Raw genomic sequence first — 16396 nt, forward strand, 5'->3', positions numbered from 1 at the left:
GGGGGTCTCGACGATGAAGCGGGGTCTCGGCGATCAGAAGGGGCGGGCGATGACCTCGCCGGAGGAGGTCTGGAGGACCTCCCAGCCGGCGTCGAGCTCCGCGATCGCGCGGCCCTCGAGCCAGGTGAGGGTCCAGTGACCGGTGAGGCCCTGGGACTCGACCTCGGCGATCGCGGGGCGCAGCGCCTCGGGGACGGACGCGGGCGGCTGCGCCCCCGTGGCCCAGCGCGTGCCGAGCTGCATCAGGAAGCCTCGACCGGGGCGAGCTCGATCGCGGTGACCGCGAACTCCTCCGCCTCGGAGATCTCGAGCTCGGCGATGCGGCCGACAGCGCGGAGGTCGTCCGCCGCGGCGCGCAAGGCCTCGACCTTCGCGGCGGGTGCGGCGATGGCGGCACGGGAGACCGGGGTCTTCTGCGACGCCTTCGCCTCGGTCTTCGCGCGCCGGATGCCGATGAGCGCCTCGCTGGCGGCGGCCAGCACGGCCGGGTCGCCCTCGATGCCGAGCTTCTCGGGCCACGCTGCGGTGTGCACGGAGCCCTCCTCGAACCACGACCAGGCCTCCTCCGTGGCGAAGGAGAGCACCGGTGCGAGCAGGCGGAGCAGCGTGGACAGCGCCAGACGCAGCGCAAGGGCGGCCGAGGCCTGGCCCACGTCGTTCTGGTTGTAGGCGCGCTCCTTCACGAGCTCCAGGTAGTCGTCGCAGAACGTCCAGAAGAACGCCTCGGTCAGCTCGAGCGCCCTGGCCGCGTCATACCGGTCGAAGGCCGCGGTCGCCTCGGCCACCACCGCGTCGAGCGCCGTGAGCATCGAGGCGTCGAGCGCGTGTGTCACCTGAGCGCCCGCGGGCACCGGGAACGACAGCACGAACTTCGCGGCGTTGAGCACCTTGATCGCCAGACGCCGACCGATCTTCACCTGGGTCGGGTTCTGCGGGTCGAAGGCCGCGTCCATGCCGAGGCGGCTGGAAGCCGCCCAGTACCGCACCGCGTCCGAGCCGTGGGCGTCGAGCACGTCGGCAGGGGTGACCACGTTGCCCTTCGACTTCGACATCTTCTTGCGGTCGGGGTCGACGATGAAGCCGGAGATGGCGGCGTTCTTCCACGGGGCGCGGCCGTCTTCGAGCGTGGAGCGCAGCATGGTCGAGAAGAGCCAGGTGCGGATGATGTCCTGTCCCTGCGGGCGCAGGTCGAACGGCGCGGTGAGCTGCCACAGCTCCTCGTCGCGCTGCCAGCCGCCCGCGAGCTGCGGGGTCAGGGAGGATGTCGCCCAGGTGTCGAGGATGTCGGCTTCGGCGTCGAACCCGCCCGGCACGCCGCGCTGGGCCTCGGTGTAGCCGGCCGGCACATCCGTGGTCGGGTCGATGGGCAGCGCGGCCGCGTCCGGGGTGAGCACGCGGTCGTAGTCGCGCTCGCCGTTCTCGTCCAGCGCGTACCAGAGCGGGATCGGCACACCGAAGAACCGCTGCCGGGACACGAGCCAGTCGCCGGTGAGGCCGCCGACCCAGTTCTCGTAGCGGACCCGCATGAAGTCGGGGTGCCACGCCAGCTCGGTGCCGTGCGCGAGGAGCTGCTCGCGCAGCTCGCCGTCGCGGGCGCCGTTGCGGATGTACCACTGCCGGGTCGAGACGATCTCGAGCGGGCGGTCACCCTTCTCGAAGAACTTCACGGCGTGCTGGAAGGGCTTGCCGACGGCGGTCATGTCGCCGGTCTCCTGCAGCTTCTCGACGATCGCCTTGCGGGCGCTGAAGACGGTCTTGCCGGCCACGTTCTCCGCGTACCAGGCGCGGGCGTCGGCGTCGGCCACGATCGACGGGGCCTCGGGGAGGAAACGGCCGTCGAGACCGATCGTCGTCATGTTCGGCAGGGACTCGCCGGCAGCGGTGCGCAGCTCGCGCCACCAGATGATGTCGGTCACGTCGCCGAAGGTGCAGACCATGGCGGCGCCGGTGCCCTTGTCGGGCTGGGCGAGGTGGTGGCCGTGGATCTCGATCTCGGCGCCGAAGTAGGGCGTACGGACCTTCGTGCCGATGAGGTGCTTGTGCGGCCCCTCGGGGTGGGTCACGATCGCGATGCACGCGGGGAGGAGCTCCGGGCGCGTGGTGTCGATCGCGATGGAGCCGGAACCGTCCGCGAAGGGGAACTCGATCGTGTGGTACGCCGCCTGCTGGTCGCGGTCCTCGAGTTCGGCCTGCGCGATCGCGGAGCGGAAGTCGATGTCCCACAGCGTCGGCGCCAGGGCCTGATAGGCCTCGCCGCGCTCGATGTTGCGGAGGAAGGCGAGCTGGCTCTGCCGGATCGTGTCGTCGGAGATGGTGCGGTAGGTCTGCGTCCAGTCCACGCTCAGCCCGAGCTGACGGAACAGCGCCTCGAACTGCTTCTCGTCCTCGATCGTGAGGCGCTCGCACAGCTCGATGAAGTTGCGACGGCTGATCGGCTGCTGGTCCGCGGCGCGGCTCGACTTGTTGTCGCCGCCCTCGAACGGCGGGGTGAAGTCGGCGTCGTAGGGGAGCGACGGGTCGCAGCGCACACCGTAGTAGTTCTGCACACGGCGCTCGGTGGGAAGGCCGTTGTCGTCCCAGCCCATCGGGTAGAACACGGTCTTGCCGCGCATGCGCTCGTACCGCGCCTTGACGTCGGTGTGCGTGTAGGAGAACACGTGACCGATGTGGAGGCTGCCGGAGGCGGTGGGCGGCGGGGTGTCGATCGAGTAGACGCCCTCACGGCCGAGCTCGGCGGCGCGCGGACGGTCGAACAGGTACGTACCCTGCTCCGCCCAGGCGACGTCCCACTTCGCTTCGAGACCTTCGAGTGCGGGCTTGTCGGGAATGGCGGACATGGAGGTCTCCTCGAGCGATGTATGCGGCACTGTGTGAGCGTGCCTGAGTGTGGGTGGTGCCGCCCAGTCTACCGAGCGCACGGGACGGGCGCTCGACCCGGGGGAGCGTCCGGCGCGGCACTGCGGCCGGCCCCTCCGACGCTGGGAGGATCGGAGCATGACACCGCCGTCGTCCTCGTCCTCCCGTCCCCGTCTCGCCGACCTCGGGGTCCCGTCCGGCGCCTTCGCGCGCGGCCCGGCGAACGCCATCACCGATGTCCCCGGCGTGCGGGTGGGGCACGCCACGCTGCACGGCGACGGTCTGCACACGGGAGTGACGGCCATCGTCCCCGATGCCCTCACCGCCGAGCGCCGCAGCCTTCCCGCGAACCTCTCGGTCGGCAACGGCTATGGCAAGCTCGTGGGTGCCACGCAGCTCCGCGAGCTCGGGGCTCTGGAGACGCCGATCCTGCTGACCTCGACGCTGTCCGTGTTCCGTGTCGCGGATGCGCTGCTCGGGCATCTGCTGGCGACGCCGGCGCACGCACGGACGACCACGTTGAACCCGGTGGTGGGCGAGACGAATGACGGGTTCCTCTCCGACATCCGCCGGCGGGCCGTGGGCGAGGAGCAGGTGACGGCGGCCCTGGCTGCGGCGGCAGCGGGTCCGGTCGCGGAGGGGTGCGTCGGTGCCGGTGCCGGAACCGTCGCCCTCGGGTACAAGGGCGGCATCGGCACGGCGTCCCGTCTGGTCGATGTCGCGGGGAGCGCGTCCACGGTCGGGGCTCTCGTGCAGACGAATTTCAGCGGCACGTTGCGGATCGCGGGGGTGCCGCTGCCGGCGGAGGAGCTGCTCGCCGAGGAGCCGGCACAGCCCGTCGGCAACTCGTGCATGATCGTCGTCGCGACGGATGCGCCCGTCGACGGCCGTCAGCTCGGCCGGGTGGCCCACCGCGCCGTGTTCGCGATGCGGGGCGTGGGCGCCGACTACGCACAGGGAAGCGGCGACTACGCGATCGCCTTTTCCGTGCACGACCCGGCGTCGGGCGGTCCTGCGGCGGATGACGACCTCTCGCCGATCTTCGCCGCGACGATGGACGCTGTCGAGGAGGCGCTGATCAACTCGGTGCTCGCCGCGGAGACCACCGTGGGCCCCGAGGGGCGGACGGCGCACGCGGTGCCGATCGACCGGGTGCGGGAGCGTCTGACTCGTGCCGGGGCCGTCTGACCCGCGTTCACAACTCAGGAGAAACCGGGTCGGCGGTGCCGCGGGTGCGGCGCGTCGTACCGACCGCCGCCGGAGGTCCTGAGTTGTGAACCGAGGTCAGTCGGCGAGCGCGGCCTGGATGCCCTCGCCGATGCGACGCATCGCGGCCAGCACCGGACCGCGTCCGTCGGCTCCTCTGTCCCAGTTGGCCAGCACGGCGTAGGCGATCCGGCGGGTGGGGGACATCGCGATCCCGGTGTCGGCGCGGACGCGGGAGATCGTGCCGGTCTTGTTCAGCAGCCAGACGCCGCGGTCGAAGCCCCAGTGCGCGAGCGGGTCGAGGTCGAACGCCGAGGCGACCATCGACAGGTCCATGCCCGCGCCCAGCCAGCGGCGCAGCGTGTCGGCCGAGGCGGGGGAGAGGTCGGTGCCGTCGGCGAGCCGCGACATGAAGCGCACGAGCTCCGCGGCGTTCGCGTGCGACAGCGTGCGGGGTGCGCCGGGCGGGATCGGCCACCGCACGATGTCGTCGAGGGCGGAGGCGGTGTAGCCGAGCGCGCGGGTGTGCTCCTGCACGGTCGGGATGCCGATGACGCGACCCAGCGTGTTGGTCGCGGCGTTGTCGCTCACCGCTCCGATGAGAGCGGCCACGTCGTACAGCGACAGCTCGGATGCCTGGAGCAGGTACCAGAGACCGGAGTCCTCGATGGCCTCGACCGGCCGCCGGGTGACCCGGTCCTCGAGGGTGCGCGTGCCCGCGTCGACCTCGGTGAGGAGCCGGTGCAGGAGGAAGATCTTGCCCACGCTCGCGGTGTCCTGCACCGTCTCCGGGTCATGGCGCAGCAGCACCTCGCCCGAGTCGATGTCCTGGACGAGCACCGACCACACGGTGCCGTTCTCGTCGGGGAGCTCCACGTCGATAGCGCTCATGCGTCCTCCTCGTCCCGTGCACGCCCGGTCACGTGCGCACGGATGAGCTCGCCGACGGCCCGCATCCCGTCGAGCACCGGGGCGCGGAGGTCCGCCGGGGAGTCCTTCCAGTTCGCCGCCACTGCATACGCGACGGCGGCCCTCGGGCCCCGCAGCAGCCCGACGTCGACGCGGGCGAAGCCCACGCTGCCGGTCTTGTGGCGCAGCACCATGCCCTGATACTCGGCCTCGACGTGGGCGAGGGGGTCGAGGAGGAAGGCGTCGGCGGTCATCGACGTGTCGGTGTCGGCGGCGAGCCAGTCCAGCACCCGGGCGCTCACCGCGGGCGAGAACGCCTCGCCGGCACCGAGACGGCGCATCACGTCGGACAGCTCGGCCGCGGTGCCGAACGACGGCGTCCAGGGCAGGTCGGGCGTGCGCTCGTTGCGGATGTAGTCGTGCAGCGCGGTGTCGCGGTACCCGAGGGTCGGAGCGACGGCCCGCACCTCCTCCAGGCCGCAGAGATGGATCAGCGCGTTCGTGGCGAGGTTGTCGCTCACCGCACCGACGAGGAGCGCCGCGTCGTGCACCGTGATGCGCTGATCGTGCATGCGGTACAGCAGTCCGGAGTCCTCGACGCGGTGCTCGTCCGGGATCTCGATCCGGTCGTCCTCGGCGAGCGTGCCCGCCTCCAGCCGGCGCGCGACCTCGAGGAGCAGGAAGATCTTGCCGATGCTCGCGGTCTCGCACTGCGTGTGCGGCTCGTGCTCGGCCAGGGTCTCCGCGGTGCCGGCGTCGACGAGCCGGATCGACCAGATGACACGGGGGTCGAGGGGAGGAAGCGCGATCATGGCCGTCCCACCGTGAGGCGCGGCTCGTCGCCGGTCGCGTCCAGCACCCCATCCACACCGAGCGGGATGGTGAGGGCGTGCGGGTCGTGGCCGAAGCCCTGCTCCCACAGCACGGGGACGCCGGCGTCCTGGAACTCGTCCCGCATGAGCGCGTGGACCAGGTCGAGGTCGCCGCACTCATGCCAGGAGCCGAGCACGATGCCCGTCGCCTGCGCCAGACGGCCTGCCCGACGCAGCTGCGTCACGAAGCCGTCGAGGCGGTACGGCTCCTCGGTGATGTCCTCCAGGAAAAGGATGCCGGGGGCGGGGACGTCCGCCTCCGGGGCGCCGAGTCCGGCGGCGAGCAGACTGAGGTTGCCGCCCGTGAAGCGCCCCTCGGCGCGACCCGGCGTCATGATCTCGGTCTTCGGGCCGATGAGCTCCCGCCCCCGCCAGGGTTCGAAGAGCCAGCGCTGCACGTCGTCGCGCACCTGCTCGGAATCGCGGAAGACGTTGTTGCCCGCCATCGGGCAGAAGAGCGTCGCGACGTCGAGATGCGCGCGCCACGTCTCGTGCAGGGCGGTCACATCGGACGAGCCCGTGAGGAGCTTCGGTCGTCCGTCCTTGCGCAGCGCGCCTCGGCGCATGTCGGCCCAGTCGATGCCGTCGAGGAGGCGCAGGGCCCCGTAGCCGCCTCGGGCCGTGACGACGGCGTCCACCTCGGGATCGAGCCAGGCGTCGACGAGGTCGGCGCGGCGGAGCTCGTCCGGCCCCGCAAGGTACGACGCGCGCGGGTGCGGCGTGAGGACATGCTCTCCCACCCGGACCTTCAGGCCCCAGGACTCGTAGTAGCCGACGGCGCGCTGGGTGTTCTCCTCGTTACCAGGACCGGAGGGCGAGACGATCGCCACGGTGTCGCCGGGCTGCAGGGGCGCTGTGTCGAGATAGGGCGACACCGCCGCCTCCGTCGTGACGCTCATGCCGTCTTCTCCTCGATGCGCGGCGCCGCGGACAGCAGGTGCCTGGTGTACTCGTGCTGCGGGTTCAGCAGCACCTCTTCGGTGGGGCCGTGCTCGACGATCTGCCCGTGGTACATCACCGCGACGGTGTGGGCGATGTTCCAGGCGAGACCGAGGTCGTGTGTGATGACGAGGGCGGAGAGCCCGAGGCGGCGGCGCAGCTCCAGCAGGAGTCCGAGGATCTCCCCGCGCACGGACGCGTCGAGCGAGGCGACGGGCTCGTCCGCGATGAGCATCTGCGGCTGCACGGCGAGGGCCCCCGCGATGACGACGCGCTGCCTCTGCCCGCCGCTGAGCTCCTGCGGGATGGCGCCGAAGTAGCGCTCCGGCGGGGTGAGTTCCGCGTCGGCGAGGCTCTGCGCCACCCGCTCGCGCTCGTCGCCGGCGAAGCGCTGCACACGCAGCCCCTCGGCGACGGACTCGTACACGCTGTGCTTCGGGTTCAGCGCGGCCCACGGGTCCTGCAGCACGAGCTGCACCTGCGAGCGGAATCGCGCGAGGTCGCGTCCTTTCGACGGAAGGGGTGCGCCGTCGAAGCGGATCTGCGACCCCGGGTCGGCAGGCTGCAAGCCCATCAGCGCGCGGGCGAGGGTCGACTTGCCCGAGCCCGACTGCCCGACGAGCGCGACGATCTCGCCTTTACGCACGGAGAGGTCGACATCGCGGACCGCGTGCACCGGGCGTCCGCCGGAGCGGTAGGTGACGTTGACGCCGCGGGCCTCCAGCAGCACCTCGTCGCCGTGCGTGATCTCCGGCACCTCGTCCGCGCCACGACCGTGCCGGGTCACCGGGGCCATCCGCGAGGCCGGGTCGCCGATCGTGGGGAAGGCGTCGGCGAGCTGACGCGTGTACGCCTCCTGCGGGGTGGTGCAGACGGCGTAGCTCTCGCCGACCTCGACCAGCTCCCCGTCGCGCATGATGGCGATCCGGTCGCAGGCCGTGGCGAGCACCGACAGGTCGTGGCTGATCATGAGCATCGAGATGCCGCGCTCGGCCACGAGCCGGGAGATCATGTCGAGGATCTGCTTCTGCACGATCACGTCGAGCGCGGTGGTCGGCTCGTCCGCGATGATGACCTCGGGATCGCAGGCGAGGGCCATAGCGATCATCACGCGCTGCTTCTGGCCGCCGGAGAGCTCATGCGGGTACGACTCGCTCTTCTGCTGCGGCAGGTCGACGATGTCGAGCAGTTCGCGCACGCGTTCTCTGCGTGCCTTCTCGCCCTTCCAACGCTCCGAGGCGTGCAGCTCGAGCGCCTCCAGGAGCTGCCAGCCGACGGTGCGCACCGGGTTGAGCGAGTGCATCGCGCCCTGGAACACGATGGACGTCTGCGCCCAGCGCACGGCGCGCAGCTGCCCGAAGGACAACGAGGCGACATCCTCGTCGCCCAGCAGCACACGGCCGCTGAGACGTGCGTTGCGCGGCAGGAGCCGGAGCACGCTCATGGCGAGCGTGGACTTGCCGGAGCCTGACTCGCCGGCGATGCCGAGGGTCTGCCCTGCCGGGAGGGTGAGCGAGACGTTGCGCACGGCCGCCACCTCGTCCCGACCGGACCGCCCGGAGGTGCGGTACGTGATGGAGACGTCGTCGAAGATCAGGTCGGGCATCTCAGCGGCTCCTCAGCGTCGGGTTGGTGATGTTCTCGACGGCACGGCCCATCAGGGTGAACGACAGCACGACGAGGACGATGGCGATGCCGGGCACGAGCACGTACCACCAGTAGCCGCTGGTCGCCGCGGAGACGTCCATCGCGTTCTTCAGGATCGAGCCCCAGGACTGCAGCGTGGTGTCGCCGAGGCCGAGGAACGCCAGGGTGGATTCGGAGATGATCGCCGAGCCGACCGTGAGCGTCGTGTTGGCGAGCACGAGCGGCAGCACCCCGGGGAGGAGGTGCTTCATGATGATGTGCCAGTGCCCGGCGCCGAGGGCCCGCGAGCGTTCGATGTAGTCGCGCGACTCCACGGAGAGGGTCTGCGCGCGGACGACGCGGGCGGTACCGGCCCACGAGGTCAGGCCGATCGCGATGATGATGGTCCAGACGCCGCGGCTCAGCACCGACGACAGCACGATCGCGAGGATCAGCGACGGCAGCACGAGGAAGAAGTCGATGATGCGCATCATCAGCCCGCCGAAGAAGCCGGTGAAGTGGCCCGCCGAGAGGCCGACGAGAGTGCCGATGATCATCGACATCGCCGTGGCGGCGAGGCCGACGAGCAGGGACACCCTGGCGCCCCACACCATGCGGACCCAGATCTCGCGACCCTGATGGTCAGTGCCGAGGGGATGCTCCCAGGACGGCGGGGCGAAGCGCTGCACGTCGACGAGCTTCGTGACGTCGAGCATGCTGGCGGGGGCGATCACGGGGGCGAAGATCGCGATGAGCGCGACGATCACGAGGAAGACGAGGCCCACCATGCCCGCCCGGTGCTGGGCGAACTGCCGGCAGAAGTCGACGAACGCGGTGCCGCGGCGGTGCCACGCCAGAGCACGGGGGGAACGGATGGTCGGGGATGCCGTGGTCATGCGCGCCTCACCCTCGGGTCGAGCTGACGGTAGATGAGGTCCGCGATGAGGTTCATCGCGATGATGATCGTGGAGAACACCACGAAGGTGCCCTGCAGGAGCGGGAGGTCGGGTCCGGAGATGGCCTCGAAGGTCAGCTTCCCGAGCCCGGGCCAGGAGAACACCGTCTCCACCGTGACCGCCCCGGCGATGAGGCCGCCGATGTGCATGAAGACGAGCGTCACGGTCGGCAACAGGGCGTTGGGGACGGCGTGCCGACGGCGGACGAGGTCTTCCCTGAGGCCCTTGGCCCGCGCGGTCGTGAGGTAGTCGGCGCCCATCTCCTCGAGGAGCGAGCTGCGCATCACCATCAGGTACTGCGCGTAGACGACCGCGACCATCGTGATGACCGGGAGCACCATGTGCGAGATCACGTCCAGGACCGCGCCGACCGGATCGGTGGGCGGGTTGGGGGAGACCATGCCTCCGGTCGGGAACCAGTGCAGCGTGCCGCCGAAGATCATCAGGAGCAGCAGCGCCAGCCAGAAGGTCGGTACCGACCAGAACACGAGCGAGGTGCCGGAGACGATGCGGTCGAAGGTGGAGCCGTGCTTCCAGGCCGCCTTCTGACCGAGCCAGAGACCGAGCGCGATCGCGATGATCGCCGCCGTGCCGGTGAGGAGGATCGTGTTCCAGAAGTACTGGCCGATGAGCTCGGACACGGAGGTGCGGTAGACGTAGCTCGTGCCGAAGTTCAGGGTGAACACGTTGCCGAGGTAGTCGACGAACTGCTGCCACAGGGGCTTGTTCAGGCCGAGCTGCTCGCGTAGCTGGTCGGCCTGCTCGGCGCTCATGCCGCGCTCACGGGCGATCGAGGCGACCGGATCGCCCGGCAGGATCTTGAAGGCGAAGAATCCGAGGAGGATCACCATCGCCAGGCTGATGGCCGCGCCGCCGAGCTTGACCAGGAAGTAGCGGAGGGCGCCGACGCCCTTCGGCTGCTCCTCGGCCGCGGCGCTCGTCGCGATGGCGGAGGTGGACGGGGGAACCGCGTTGGACATGGGGGTCTCCTTACAGCGGACCGGGAGACGCCGCGGGGGCGGAAGCCCGCCACCCGCGGCGTCTCGCCGGACTCATTCGACGTCGGCGATGTTGCGGCGACGGATCAGGAAGAAGATGAGTCCTCCGATCAGGACCACCCCCACCACGACGCCTCCGATGATGAGTCCGGTGTTCGTGCCGGTGCCGCCGGCGGTCGCCCCCTCGACGGGCTCGACGGTCAGGTAGCCCCAGTAGCCGGCCTGGTTGGCGATGATGCCGCCGTCCTTCGGCTGCAGGGTGAAGCCTGTGAAGCGGTCGGAGCGGTAGGCCTCCAGCGAGTTGGCGTACCAGGTCGCGACCTGCGCGGTGTCGGTGTAGTTCAGCGCGAGCATGTCGTGCACGATCTCCTGGCGCTTCTCCGGGTCGATCTCGGAGCGCTGCGCGGCGTACATCTCGTCGAACTCCGGGTTGCAGTACCCGTCCTGCGTGGTGCCGCCGGTGCCGTCGGTCGCGGTCGGCAGATTCATGCAGGTGTTGATGCCCAGCTGGTAGTCGGGGTCGGGATTGACCGACCAGCCGCTGAAGTACAGGTCGTAGTCGCCGGACGTGGCCTTCGCGCTGATCGTGTCGGAGTCGGTGGACTCGACCGTGATCTCGATCCCGATGTCCTTCATCCACGGGACGAAGAAGTCGGAGATGGACTGCTCGTTGGCATCGTCCGCATCCGTCAGCAGGCGCAGGCTCAGGCGCTGACCGTCCTTCTCGCGGATGCCGTCCGCGCCGGGAACCCAGCCGGCCTCGTCGAGCTTCGCCTGTGCGGCCTCGGGGTCGAAGCCGACGATCACGTCGTCGTCGTCGGAGAGGTGCCACTTCGGGAAGGACGCCGGGATGAAGCTCGTCGCGAGCGTGCCCTCGCCGTCCAGCACCTTGTCGAGCAGGGTGGCCGTGTCGGTGCCGAGGCGGATGGCCTGGCGGACCTCGAGCTCCTTCAGCGCGGCGTTGCCGGTGCCGTAGGGCACGTTGTCGCGCGTCTGCTGACCGACGTTGATGCTGATCGAGTGGTAGCGGCGGCCCTCGCCGGAGTGCGTGGTGACGCCGTCGACGCCGTCGAGTGCCGAGAACTGGGTCGGGGTGAGGCCGGTGACGAGGTCGACGTCGCCCGCCTTGAGCGCCTGCACCTGGGCGTCGGAGTTCGTGTAGTACACGTACTGGATCGCGTCGATCTTGGGGGCGCCGCGCCAGAAGTTCTCATTCGCCTTCAGCACGATGGACTGGTTGGCCGAGTAGCTGTCGAGGACGAACGGACCGGAGCCGACGACGTCGGCGTCGTTGGTGAAGGTGGTGGGGTCGTCGACCGCCTCCCAGATGTGCTTCGGGACGATCGGGATCTCCGAGCCGGGGTTCGGGGCCTGCGGCGTCTTCAGGGTGATCACGACGGTCTTGTCGTCGGGGGTCTCGACGGTGTCGAAGTTCGAGACGAGGTTGCCGTTGGCGGTGCCGAGGGCGGGGACCGTCATCATCTGGTCGTACGTGTACTTCACGTCGGCGGAGGTGATGGGCTCACCGTCCGACCAGACGAGGTCGTCCTGGAGGGTGAAGGTCCAGGTCTGGCCGCCGTCCGTCGCCTCCCAGGAGTCCGCGAGGCCCTTCGTGGGGGAGCCGTCCTCGGCGTCGTTCTGCACGAGCGACTCGTAGACGTACCGGATGATGTTCGTCGGCGTCAGGTAGATCGAGATGAACGGGTTGAACGTGTCCACGAACCCGGAGGTGGCGATCCGGAGCGTCGTCTCGGACGCCGGGGACTCGGTGGCGGCGCTGACGGACTGCGCCTGGGCGGCGCCGGCCGGAGCGGCGATGAGGAGCGCGGAGGCGATCGCGGCGGCGGTCAGACTTCGCACGGTTCTGGAGCGGGGGGCAAGACGCATGGAAGGTCCCTTCGGGCGCCGCCCGGATCCACAGTGAAGCCGGGTCGGTGCTGACCATGCAAGCGGAAGACGGCCGCGCGGTCAAGACATTCGATGCGTATCGCGGAAGAAAAGTGTCGCCATCCCGAAAGATCGCCGGCCGTCGAGGGGGTGTAACACGGCGGAAACACGCGGATGCCAGGATGCGCCCGGAGAGATCGACGAGGCGGACGGTGGTCACTCGCCCCAGACATCCGGAACGTATCCCGGGCCGGTTCTGCTCGGGCACGGGAACCGGAATCGTATCGTCACTCCGTCGGGATGGTGAGCACGGCGCGCAGGAGGGCGATGCGTTCGTGCAGGGAGGAACGCAGGAAGTGCTCGTCCACCGCGTGCGCGCCGCCACCCCGCGGGCCGAGGCCGTCGACCGTCGGGATCCCGCCCCCGCCGAGGAGGTTGGTGTCGCCCGCGCCGGCCGCGGGGCGGCCGTCGACGTGCTGGCCGAGCGCGGCCCCTTCCTCGGCGATCCGCGCGAGGAAGGTGGCGTCCGCCGCGGAGGCACGCCAGGCGGGTCGGGCGCTGAGCACGGCGACCTCGACGTGGGCGCCAGGGCGCACGGGGGTCAGACCGCGGAGAGCGGCGAGGACGCGCTCCTCGGAGTCCGGGTCGAGGAAGCGGAGTCCTATCTCGGCCGCGGCCTGCGCCGGCACCACGTTGGTGCGCGCCCCGCCGTCGATGACCCCGACGTTGCAGAGCACCGGGCTCGGCAGATCCGGGTCGGCGACGATCGCGCGGACCCGCAGGAGCTGGTCGACGAGTTCGTCGATCGCCGAGACGCCGTGCTCCGGGTCGAGCGCGGCGTGGGCCGCACGTCCGGTGACGGCGATGCGCACCCGGGCACTGCCGCGGCGGCCGACCTTGAGGGCGCCGTCGGGATGCGGGGACTCGAACCCGATGGCGCAGGCCGCACCTCGAGCCCGCTCCGCGAGCAGAGGGCCCGAGACCGGCGAGCCGATCTCCTCGTCCGCGACCAGCACGATCCGCACGGCTCGCCGCTGTGCGAGCGGCAGGGGCTGCAGGCGGCGCAGCGTCTCCAGCATCACGACGATGCCGGCTTTCATGTCGTAGGAGCCGGGGCCGCGCACGACATCGCCCTCCTCGCTCCATGGCAGGTCGTGCGCCAGCGTGCCGACCGGCCACACGGTGTCGGTGTGGCCGATGAGGAGCACCGGGTCTCCGGTGCCGAGGACGTCGATGACGAGATCCGTCCCGAGCTCGTGCGGGACCCGCTGGACGGTGCCGCCGACGCCGGCGAACCACGCGGACAGCAGGTCGGCGATACGGCCGCTCGCCTCGACGTCGCGGCTCGGCGTCTCGAGCAGCACGAGTTCGCGCACGAGTGCGATGATGTCGTCGGAAGGATGGTCCGCGTCGCGCACTGCCGAAGGAGTCGTCACGGTTACGAACCGTATCTTGCCCCTTGATCACCCCGCAACCCGCCGATAGCATCGCTCAGAGCAGCAGGACTTCTCGATCTTAGGAAACGTATCGTGCCTCTTTCTTCGGTGGCCGCCGGTGTCGCCCACGGCTGCCGCGAACTCACCCAGTACGCCGAGTTCCGTAAGGCCGCCGCGCTGTACGCCCGCGTCTTCGCCTACACGGAGAACGAGTACGCGCTCAACGCCAACCTGCTCACCGCCCTCGCCCGCAACGGCGGTTCCGCGGTCGGCGCCTTCGCCGACGACGGAACGCTGATCGGATTCGCCTACGGCTTCGCCGGCTGCGACACCGCCGGTGCGTCGTTCCACTATTCGCAGGCGGCGGCCGTCGACGCCGCGCACCAGGGGCGGGGCGTCGGCCAGGCACTCAAGTTCGCGCAGCGCGCGGTGGCTCTGCGCTGGGGGCAGCGGACGATGCGGTGGACGTTCGATCCGCTGCTCTCGCGCAACGCCCATTTCAACCTGAGCTCGCTCGGCGCCGTCGGCATCGCGTACGAACGGGACTACTACGCCCGTCCCGACACCGACCGCCTGGTGGTCTCCTGGGATCTGGACGCCGCCGATCACCCGACCCGCCGCACCCTCCCGGTCCCGCCTGAACTCGGGCCGGACGACTGGGGGCGGGCCGTGGCGGCGGACGGCGGCACCTGGATCGCGATCCCGACCCGCCCCGGCGAGCTCGACGCCGAGGATCGTGCGGTGCTGCGGCGGGATCTGGAGCGGACGATGACTGCGGCGTTCCGCCGCGGGGACGTCCTCGTCGGGGCCGTGCGCCTCGACGACGACACGGCGGTCTACCGCGCGACACCCGGGGAGGGTACGGCATGAACGACCACGACCACGACCAGGAGGATCGCGACCTCGTCTCTCCGCGGGACCGCTACGGCGAGCGCATCCGTACCAACCTCTCCGCCGAGAGCATCCAGGCGCGGATCATCGAGACCGAGCAGCGCACGCTCGCCCAGACCTTCGAGGAGCTCAGCCGATCGGCCCAGGTCCCGCAGGCCGCCGCGCTGCTGCTCGGTGCCCGACGACGGTATGTGGCAGGCGAGGGCAAGGCGGCGGCGTACGCGCAACTGCTCAATGCGGATCTCTCGGCGACGCTGTCGAACGTGTTCCTCGTCGACGGGCACGCGCTGCAGCCGCTCACCGTGCTCACGGACGTGCGGGCCAGCGACGTGCTCATCGCGTTCTCCCTGCGGCGCTACCGCGAGGAGACCGTGCGGCTCGGGCGGCTCTTCCATGAAGCCGGGGGTCAGCTCGTCGTCATCACGGACAGTGAGGACGCCCCGCTCGCATCGATCGCGACCTCGCTCATCCGGGTGCGCACCGGATCCGCCTCGTATGCCGACTCCCCGACCCCGGTCGCGGCGGTGTGCCACCTGCTCAGTGCGCTCACCACGGCGAGCGCGAAGGGCGCGCGGAGGCGGCTGGCCGAACGGGACCGGCTGGTGGCACGGCTGGGTCTCTACGGCCCCGAGACGCCGCGCCCCCGCACCGAGGAGGACGCGTGAGGGTCGTCCGCGTCCGGCTGTTCGCCCTTCGACAGCCGCTGCGTCACAGCTTCGAGACGAGTTCGCACCGCAAGTCCGGCATCGAGCACGTGCTCGTCGAGGTCACCGATGCCGACGGGCAGACCGGCTGGGGGGAGATCGCGTCGCCGAGCGATCCGTTCTACGGCGCGGAGACCACGGTCACCGCGTGGGAGATCGCCACGCGCTACCTCGTGCCCGCGCTGCTCCGTGCGGACGGGGACGAGCCGGCGGCTCTGGAGGCGTCGTGGGCACGCGTCCGCGGGCATGAGTTCGCGAAGGCCGGGTTCTCCGGAGCGGTGTGGGACCTGTCCTCCCGGATGCGCGGGATCGCGCTCGCCGCGGCCCTGGGCGGGACGCGCGACGAGGTCGTCGCCGGGGTGTCGCTGGGGATCGAGCCGTCGCTCGACGAGCTGCTCGCCCAGGTCGAGCTGCAGCGCGCGGCCGGCTACCCGCGCGTCAAGCTCAAGATCGCTCCGGGGTGGGACGTGGAGCCCGTGCGCGCGGTGCGCGGTGCCTTCCCCGACCTCGACCTCCACGTGGATGCGAACGGAGCCTACGCGGATGACGACCGGGCGGCCGAGGTGTTCAGGCGCCTGGACCGTGAGGCGCTCACCATGATCGAGCAGCCCTTCGCGCCGCGGGATCTCGTGGCCCACGCCGATCTGCAGGCGCGGCTCGACACGGACGTGTGCCTGGACGAGTCGGTCGTCGACCTCGGCGACCTGCGGACCATGATCCGGCTGGGTGCAGGGCGGGTCCTCAACATCAAGGTGTCGCGGATGGGCGGGCTGACCGTCGCCCGCGCCGCGCACGACATGGCACGCGATGCGGGCATCCCGGTGTGGTGCGGGGGGATGCACGAGTTCGGCGTCGGGCGGGCCGCGAACGTCGCGCTGTCCTCGCTCCCGGGCTTCCTGCTCCCGTCGGACGTGTCGGGTTCGGACAAGTACTACGAGTCCGACATCATCACCCCTCCGGTGACGGCCGTCGCGGGCCGGGTCACCGTCCCCACCGGACCGGGGATCGGACACGAGGTGCTCGCCGAGCGCATCGCCCGTGACGCGTCCCGGGTCTTCGACTCCTCCGCGGCCGAGGCCCCCGAGGCCGTCCTGACCGCGGGCTGACCGGCCCCCG

14 protein-coding genes are annotated in these 16396 nt (G+C 70.7%); 4 read left to right on the forward strand and 10 right to left on the reverse strand.

Annotated elements, in window-relative coordinates; all coding sequences use genetic code 11:
* Nucleotides 1-33: 33 nt before the first annotated feature.
* Nucleotides 34-243: a hypothetical protein gene (locus tag AB0N68_RS09530; protein WP_292796368.1), complete on the reverse strand. Its 210-nt coding sequence runs from the start codon at nucleotides 241-243 to the stop codon at nucleotides 34-36.
* Nucleotides 243-2837: a valine--tRNA ligase gene (valS, locus tag AB0N68_RS09535; protein WP_292796366.1), complete on the reverse strand. Its 2595-nt coding sequence runs from the start codon at nucleotides 2835-2837 to the stop codon at nucleotides 243-245. Before valS ends, AB0N68_RS09530 begins: the two co-directional genes overlap by 1 nt.
* A gap of 157 nt (nucleotides 2838-2994) precedes the next feature.
* On the opposite strand from valS, the gene AB0N68_RS09540 reads away from it, so the two are divergent.
* A complete protein-coding gene (locus AB0N68_RS09540; RefSeq protein ID WP_292796364.1) occupies nucleotides 2995-4044 on the forward strand; it encodes a P1 family peptidase in 1050 nt (349 codons plus the stop codon).
* A 96-nt stretch (nucleotides 4045-4140) separates the two neighbouring features.
* Here the strand turns inward: AB0N68_RS09540 and AB0N68_RS09545 are convergent, their stop codons facing one another.
* The 8 genes from AB0N68_RS09545 to AB0N68_RS09580 all read right to left on the reverse strand — a co-directional run bounded on the left by AB0N68_RS09545 (nucleotide 4141) and on the right by AB0N68_RS09580 (nucleotide 13685).
* A complete protein-coding gene (locus AB0N68_RS09545; RefSeq protein WP_259954558.1) occupies nucleotides 4141-4953 on the reverse strand; it encodes a serine hydrolase in 813 nt (270 codons plus the stop codon).
* Nucleotides 4950-5783, reverse strand: coding sequence for a serine hydrolase (locus AB0N68_RS09550; RefSeq protein WP_259954560.1), 834 nt, complete (start codon nucleotides 5781-5783; stop codon nucleotides 4950-4952). The genes AB0N68_RS09545 and AB0N68_RS09550 overlap by 4 nt, the downstream gene beginning before the upstream one ends.
* A complete protein-coding gene (locus AB0N68_RS09555; protein WP_259954562.1) occupies nucleotides 5780-6742 on the reverse strand; it encodes a S66 peptidase family protein in 963 nt (320 codons plus the stop codon). The genes AB0N68_RS09550 and AB0N68_RS09555 overlap by 4 nt, the downstream gene beginning before the upstream one ends.
* On the reverse strand, nucleotides 6739-8388 hold the full coding sequence (locus AB0N68_RS09560) for an ATP-binding cassette domain-containing protein (protein WP_259954564.1): 1650 nt from the start codon (nucleotides 8386-8388) through the stop codon (nucleotides 6739-6741). The genes AB0N68_RS09555 and AB0N68_RS09560 overlap by 4 nt, the downstream gene beginning before the upstream one ends.
* Before the next feature lies 1 nt (nucleotide 8389).
* Nucleotides 8390-9304: an ABC transporter permease gene (locus AB0N68_RS09565; protein ID WP_082758500.1), complete on the reverse strand. Its 915-nt coding sequence runs from the start codon at nucleotides 9302-9304 to the stop codon at nucleotides 8390-8392.
* Nucleotides 9301-10344 (reverse strand): ABC transporter permease, encoded by a 1044-nt coding sequence (locus AB0N68_RS09570; protein WP_101845193.1) that lies wholly within the window; start codon nucleotides 10342-10344, stop codon nucleotides 9301-9303. Before AB0N68_RS09570 ends, AB0N68_RS09565 begins: the two co-directional genes overlap by 4 nt.
* A gap of 72 nt (nucleotides 10345-10416) precedes the next feature.
* Complete coding sequence (locus tag AB0N68_RS09575; RefSeq protein WP_363332598.1) at nucleotides 10417-12249, reverse strand: ABC transporter substrate-binding protein; 1833 nt, start codon at nucleotides 12247-12249, stop codon at nucleotides 10417-10419.
* 287 nt (nucleotides 12250-12536) lie between these two features.
* Nucleotides 12537-13685, reverse strand: a complete 1149-nt coding sequence (locus tag AB0N68_RS09580) for a M20 family metallopeptidase (protein ID WP_259954568.1) — start codon at nucleotides 13683-13685, stop codon at nucleotides 12537-12539.
* 93 nt (nucleotides 13686-13778) lie between these two features.
* Between AB0N68_RS09580 and AB0N68_RS09585 the strand changes: the two genes are divergently transcribed.
* The 3 genes from AB0N68_RS09585 to menC are packed head-to-tail and all read left to right on the forward strand — an operon-like array spanning nucleotide 13779 to nucleotide 16386.
* Complete coding sequence (locus tag AB0N68_RS09585) at nucleotides 13779-14555, forward strand: hypothetical protein (protein ID WP_292794771.1); 777 nt, start codon at nucleotides 13779-13781, stop codon at nucleotides 14553-14555.
* Nucleotides 14552-15241 (forward strand): MurR/RpiR family transcriptional regulator, encoded by a 690-nt coding sequence (locus AB0N68_RS09590; RefSeq protein ID WP_259954571.1) that lies wholly within the window; start codon nucleotides 14552-14554, stop codon nucleotides 15239-15241. The genes AB0N68_RS09585 and AB0N68_RS09590 overlap by 4 nt, the downstream gene beginning before the upstream one ends.
* The gene (menC, locus tag AB0N68_RS09595; RefSeq protein ID WP_259954572.1) at nucleotides 15238-16386 is read left to right on the forward strand and encodes an o-succinylbenzoate synthase; all 1149 of its coding nucleotides are present in this window, start codon (nucleotides 15238-15240) and stop codon (nucleotides 16384-16386) included. Before AB0N68_RS09590 ends, menC begins: the two co-directional genes overlap by 4 nt.
* Nucleotides 16387-16396 lie beyond the last annotated feature (10 nt).

This window comes from Microbacterium meiriae (assembly GCF_040685015.1).
In the GTDB taxonomy this organism is placed as follows: Bacteria; Actinomycetota; Actinomycetes; order Actinomycetales; family Microbacteriaceae; genus Microbacterium; species Microbacterium meiriae.

Coding starts and splice junctions, on each gene's coding strand:
- AB0N68_RS09530 (WP_292796368.1), bottom strand. CDS start 243: ATGCAGCTCGGCACGCGCTGGGCCACGGGGGCGCAGCCGCCCGCGTCC.
- valS (WP_292796366.1), bottom strand. CDS start 2,837: ATGTCCGCCATTCCCGACAAGCCCGCACTCGAAGGTCTCGAAGCGAAG.
- AB0N68_RS09540 (WP_292796364.1), top strand. CDS start 2,995: ATGACACCGCCGTCGTCCTCGTCCTCCCGTCCCCGTCTCGCCGACCTC.
- AB0N68_RS09545 (WP_259954558.1), bottom strand. CDS start 4,953: ATGAGCGCTATCGACGTGGAGCTCCCCGACGAGAACGGCACCGTGTGG.
- AB0N68_RS09550 (WP_259954560.1), bottom strand. CDS start 5,783: ATGATCGCGCTTCCTCCCCTCGACCCCCGTGTCATCTGGTCGATCCGG.
- AB0N68_RS09555 (WP_259954562.1), bottom strand. CDS start 6,742: ATGAGCGTCACGACGGAGGCGGCGGTGTCGCCCTATCTCGACACAGCG.
- AB0N68_RS09560 (WP_259954564.1), bottom strand. CDS start 8,388: ATGCCCGACCTGATCTTCGACGACGTCTCCATCACGTACCGCACCTCC.
- AB0N68_RS09565 (WP_082758500.1), bottom strand. CDS start 9,304: ATGACCACGGCATCCCCGACCATCCGTTCCCCCCGTGCTCTGGCGTGG.
- AB0N68_RS09570 (WP_101845193.1), bottom strand. CDS start 10,344: ATGTCCAACGCGGTTCCCCCGTCCACCTCCGCCATCGCGACGAGCGCC.
- AB0N68_RS09575 (WP_363332598.1), bottom strand. CDS start 12,249: ATGCGTCTTGCCCCCCGCTCCAGAACCGTGCGAAGTCTGACCGCCGCC.
- AB0N68_RS09590 (WP_259954571.1), top strand. CDS start 14,552: ATGAACGACCACGACCACGACCAGGAGGATCGCGACCTCGTCTCTCCG.